Origin of the sequence: Propionivibrio limicola (assembly GCF_009469695.1) — a bacterium.
GTDB lineage: Bacteria > Pseudomonadota > Gammaproteobacteria > Burkholderiales > Rhodocyclaceae > Propionivibrio > Propionivibrio limicola.
In genome coordinates, this window is record NZ_SSSR01000035.1 from 1 (window position 1) to 4,650 (window position 4,650).

The following is a 4,650-nucleotide window of genomic DNA, read 5'->3' on the forward strand; positions in this document are numbered from 1 at the left end:
TGAACGCCTGCACGATCGGCAGCAGCGAATACGTCGCAAGGGCCGGCGCTTCATCAATCTCGGTCCAGATAATTTTGGATGTAGCCATAAACGTCTCCAGTTAACAAACGAAAAACAAGAAATTCTTACCTTGGCGTAATTTGCCAGATGCAAAAATACAAGCATTAGCCCGGCAGGCCTCATAAAGCCTCCCAACCGGTCTCGGCGGTTATTCAGGCGTGAACGCGTATCGTATTTTGAAAATCCAGCCGGAGGCCCCAAAGTGCTAAACGGGGCCGAAAGAGCAAGTAACAAACCATGATTTGCTCTGACAAAATCCCGAACAAATCTAAACAGCTAATCTTAGGCCTAACTCGAAAATTCGTCGATTGACCCTCTCTTTCTTCTGCGCGATAATCGCGCACCAAAGTTCAATAATCGCGCAAAATAAAGCCAATGCCGAACACGCCCGCCCTAAATAAAAGAGACTGGATTGCAGGTCTCGAAAAAGGCCTGCGAATTATCGAGGCTTTCAGCGACACCCACCCCCGATTAACGGCGTCCACGGCCGCGCGCAGAACTGGCATAACTCGCACAGCAACGCGCCGCTATCTGCGCACTCTCGAGCATCTCGGCTATGTAGAAAGTGACGGCCAATACTTCTGGCTGACCCCGCGCGTTCTTCGGTTGGGTTGGTCATATTTTGATTCCGCGAAAATTCCGCGCGCCGTTCAGCCACACCTTCAGCGCATCAGCCTTACCCTCGGCGGAACCGCGTATTTTGCGGTTTTGGATGAAGATGATGTAATTTTCGTATCGAAAGACGGGTCAAATAAAATTCAGAACATCGGTTATGTCCTCGGATCGCGCGTTCCGGCCAACATTTGTTCGGCCGGAATAGCCATGCTTTCCTGCAGAACCCCTGACGAAATCGACACTTGGCTCAGCAAACGAAAGCTCGTACCTTACACCGCTTACACGACCACAACCGAAGAAGGAATCAGGGAGCACATCAATAACGCCCGCCAAAAAGGCTATGCCATCCTCGAACAACAAATGAGCCAGCGCGTTCGCGGGATTGCCGTACCGATAAGAACCCGCGAAGGCCATCTGACCGGTGCGATCAGCGTAAGCCTGCCAATGGGCAACGAGACATCGGAGGCCGCAGTGCTCCGGGCTCTCCCCCTCCTGCGGGAGGCCGAATACGCGCTTCTTGCGACTTTCTGAACGACACGCTGCCCGTTGCCCACCTTGCGTTACTTCCGCATTTTTTCTAGCTCGGCAAAAACAGACTTGGCAAATGGCAAACCTACATTTGCACTGAGTTTCTCCACGACCGGCCGAAGCTTAGCCCTGATTCGCTCGATTTCTTCAGCCGGAAGTTCATACACTTCCATACTCTTTTTCAATGCCCGAAGCGAACGCTCTTGAGCATCCTGGGCTGCCTTGCGCTGAAATACAGCGGACTCTTCGGCGGCCTCAACGATAATCGCACGTTCCTCTTTGTTCAACTTATCCCAGACAATCTTGCTCATCAAAAAGGACTGCGGGTTGTACATATGGCGACTTACCGTCAGATATTTCTGCACAACGTCGAACTTGTTCAACGCTATTACCGAAAACGGGTTCTCCTGCCCGTCAATCGTTTTCTTTTCGAGCGCGGAATACACCTCGGTAATCGGCAACGGCACCGCCTTGGCACCCAACCCATTGAATGTCTCGATATAAGTAGGTGACTGAATCACTCGAATCTTTAGTCCCTGAATATCCTCCAAAGACTTGATCGGACGCTTGTTATTCGTAAGATTCCGGAAGCCCAGCTCATAGTACGCGAGATTGATCATGCCCTTCTCTGGCAACTTATCCGCCAGCTGCTTGCCGATTGGCCCATCCAACAGCCTGTAGGCCTCATTCGCGTTGTTGAACAGGAACGGAAAATCCAACACCGCGAATTCCTTGACCAGACTCTGCAATATTCCGGAATTCATCGAAGCGAAATCGATCGTTCCGTTCTGCACCGACGTCAGCACGTCAAGATCTCCGCCCAAGACCCCGCCCGTGTAAAGTTTGACGATCATTTTGCCGCCGCTTTTGGCGGCGACGAGTTCCTGGAATTTGACACCGCCTCTAACAAGAGGATGGCCAGAAGGATTAGCGTTAGTCCAACGAAAGGCGTGTTCACGAATCTCCGCATTGACGTTCGTGGTCGCCATCAGCCCGACAAAAAACGTAACCGCCGCCATACGCATCATTTTTCTCACACTATCTCCCCTTCAGTCGATACAAAAAGCGCCGACACAACAGCATTCGCCACAGCCCATTGCGCATGCTCAGCATACCGCACGGCCAGTCGCACGCCGAACTCGTGCAAATTCGAGCGGCACAAAAGAAACGGCCATCCAGCTGCTTAGAGCGGATGGCCGACCAATTATCCAAACTGCTTAACCAAAGCAGTCGGCAATTCTATCAGTACGAAATTTTGGCAACCGCACGCAGTTCGTCCGGCGTCGCAGTGCCAAAGCCGAAGAACTCAAGATACGCCGGAATCATTTCGAAGAGCATGTCGGTGCCAACTTGGTACTGGCAGCCGAGTTCCTTCGCCGCCTTGAGGATCGGGGTGATCTCGTTCTTCATGACCACCTCACCGACGAACGTCGATGGCGACAAACGGGTCGGATCAAACGGCAACGGATCGCTGTCCTTCATGCCGAGCGGCGTCGCGTTGACGACCATGTCGTAACCAGCCGGGTCATTCGAAGTCACATTCACTTCCATGTCTGGATAGTATTGCTTCAGGCGCGAAGCCAAACCCTCTGCGGAAGCCGTGTTCAGATCGAACAGCGAAATGGACGCAGCACCGTCCGCGGCCAGCGAAGCCGCAATCGGGCTACCAACACCACCCGTGCCAACGACCAGAATCTTGCTTCCTTTTGTCTTGAAGCCCTTGCGAGCCACGCCACGAGCAAAACCGGCGCCATCAAACTGGTCGGCGAGCAACGTACCATCTTCGCGCTTGAGAAGAGCGTTGGCCGCACCGGCGATTTTGGCGGTGATGGTCGCATCATCAGCCAACGACATCGTCGTCACCTTGTGCGGCATCGTCACCAGAGCGCCGCGGAGGTTGGTGAACTTGAAAATCTGCTTGAGCGATTCTGGAAAATCTTCCGCTTTGACGCCCATCGGCACGACGACCGCATCAATACCTTTGCTGTCGAACCAGGGGTTGTAAATCAAAGGAGCCTTAAAAGCCTCGGTCGGATATCCGATATGTGCAATAAGAGTTGTTTTTCCGCTGATCATGAAGTTTGCCTACCCAAATAGAAATGAAGATAACAACAAGCTTAAAACGCCCGAACGAATACACATTCGGGCGCATCCGTCACACCATTAGATTAACGGGTGATTTCTTACTTGGCCGCACGGACCTTTTCGATCTCGGCCAGAAACTCCTTGACGAACTCGGGGCCGATCGAGGCGGCAAACTTGTCGATGACCGGCTTGACCTTGGCGCGCAGCTTGGCGATTTCAGCCGCCGGCACGTCGTTCACTTCCGATGTCTTCTTCAGATTGACCAATGCCTTGGCTTGCGTATCGCGCGAGAACTGACGCTGCCAAACGGTCGCTTCCTTGGCGGCTTCCATGACCACCTTCTGCTCGTCGGCATTGAGCTTGTCCCACGTCTTCTTGCTCATGAAGAACGACTGCGGGTTGTACATGTGGTTGGTGACGCTCAGGTACTTCTGCACTTCGTTGATCTTGTTGACTTCGATCACCGAGAACGGGTTTTCCTGGCCGTCGATCATGCGCTGTTCGAGCGCGGTGTAGACCTCGGTGAAGGGCATCGGCACGGCGTTGGCGCCAAGGGCGTTGAACGTTTCGATGTACGTCGGCGATTGCACGACGCGCAGCTTCAGGCCGGCGATGTCTTCGGCGGTCTTGATCGGGCGCTTGCTGTTGGTCACCTGACGGAAGCCGAGGTCGAAGTAGCCGAGGTTGACCAGGCCTTTGGCCGGCATCAGATCAGCCAGCTTCTTGCCCATCTTGCCGTCGAGCACGGCGTCGGCTTCCTTGGCGTTGGCGAACAGGAACGGCAGGTCGACAATCGCCGCTTCCTTGATCTGGCCCTGCAGCAGGCCGGTGTTCATCGCCGCGATGTCGATCGTGCCGCCCTGAACGGCGGACAGTACCTGCACGTCGCCGCCGAGCACGCCGCCCGGGAACGACTTCACGCTCATCTTGCCACCAGACTTCTGGGACAGCAGTGCGCCGAACTTCTCACCGCCGGCCGGGATCGGGTGCCCCTTCGGGTTGGCCGTGGAAAAACGGAAAGACTGCTTACGAATTTCCGCCTGGGCAGCGGATGCCGCCACCAAACAACATGCAGCCGTCACAGCCGCGGTTACGACTTTCTTGCTAAACACCACAACTACTCCTCTTGAGACACACGAAAAAAGCCTGAAGCAAGCGGGCAATTATTATTTACTCGTTGCGGACCGCAACTTAACCGGGCCCGCAACGAGTTCGCCCTATTTTTATCTAGCGCCGAACCACTGGGCCGGCACGATAACAATCTCCGGGAAGAAGATCATCAGCAGCAGCACGATGGAGTGCGAGAGCAGGAACGGCGCGACGCCCTTGACGACTTTGGTCATGTCGCTCTTCGTCGCACCG

General features: G+C 54.4%; 5 protein-coding genes. 1 reads left to right on the top strand and 4 read right to left on the bottom strand.

Annotated features, from left to right (window positions below; genetic code table 11):
• On the bottom strand, positions 1–88 hold an 88-nt coding region (locus tag GH659_RS15185; RefSeq protein ID WP_211364216.1), incomplete at its 3' end, for an NADP-dependent isocitrate dehydrogenase.
• A gap of 347 nt (positions 89–435) precedes the next feature.
• Here GH659_RS15185 and GH659_RS14635 point away from each other — a divergent pair.
• A complete protein-coding gene (locus tag GH659_RS14635) occupies positions 436–1,206 on the top strand; it encodes an IclR family transcriptional regulator domain-containing protein (RefSeq protein WP_153112172.1) in 771 nt (256 codons plus the stop codon).
• Between the two features lie 29 nt (positions 1,207–1,235).
• Here the strand turns inward: GH659_RS14635 and GH659_RS14640 are convergent, their stop codons facing one another.
• From GH659_RS14640 to GH659_RS14650, 3 genes are all read right to left on the bottom strand, one after another.
• Entirely contained in the window at positions 1,236–2,231 is a 996-nt protein-coding gene (locus GH659_RS14640) for a DctP family TRAP transporter solute-binding subunit (RefSeq protein WP_153112175.1), read from the bottom strand.
• A 214-nt stretch (positions 2,232–2,445) separates the two neighbouring features.
• Entirely contained in the window at positions 2,446–3,279 is an 834-nt protein-coding gene (locus GH659_RS14645) for a shikimate dehydrogenase family protein (RefSeq protein WP_153112173.1), read from the bottom strand.
• A gap of 107 nt (positions 3,280–3,386) precedes the next feature.
• Complete coding sequence (locus GH659_RS14650; RefSeq protein WP_211364276.1) at positions 3,387–4,400, bottom strand: TRAP transporter substrate-binding protein; 1,014 nt, start codon at positions 4,398–4,400, stop codon at positions 3,387–3,389.
• Positions 4,401–4,650 lie beyond the last annotated feature (250 nt).

Excerpts from the sequence above, each read along its gene's own strand:
- GH659_RS14635 (WP_153112172.1), top strand. The coding sequence starts at position 436 with ATGCCGAACACGCCCGCCCTAAATAAAAGAGACTGGATTGCAGGTCTC.
- GH659_RS14640 (WP_153112175.1), bottom strand. The coding sequence starts at position 2,231 with ATGATGCGTATGGCGGCGGTTACGTTTTTTGTCGGGCTGATGGCGACC.
- GH659_RS14645 (WP_153112173.1), bottom strand. The coding sequence starts at position 3,279 with ATGATCAGCGGAAAAACAACTCTTATTGCACATATCGGATATCCGACC.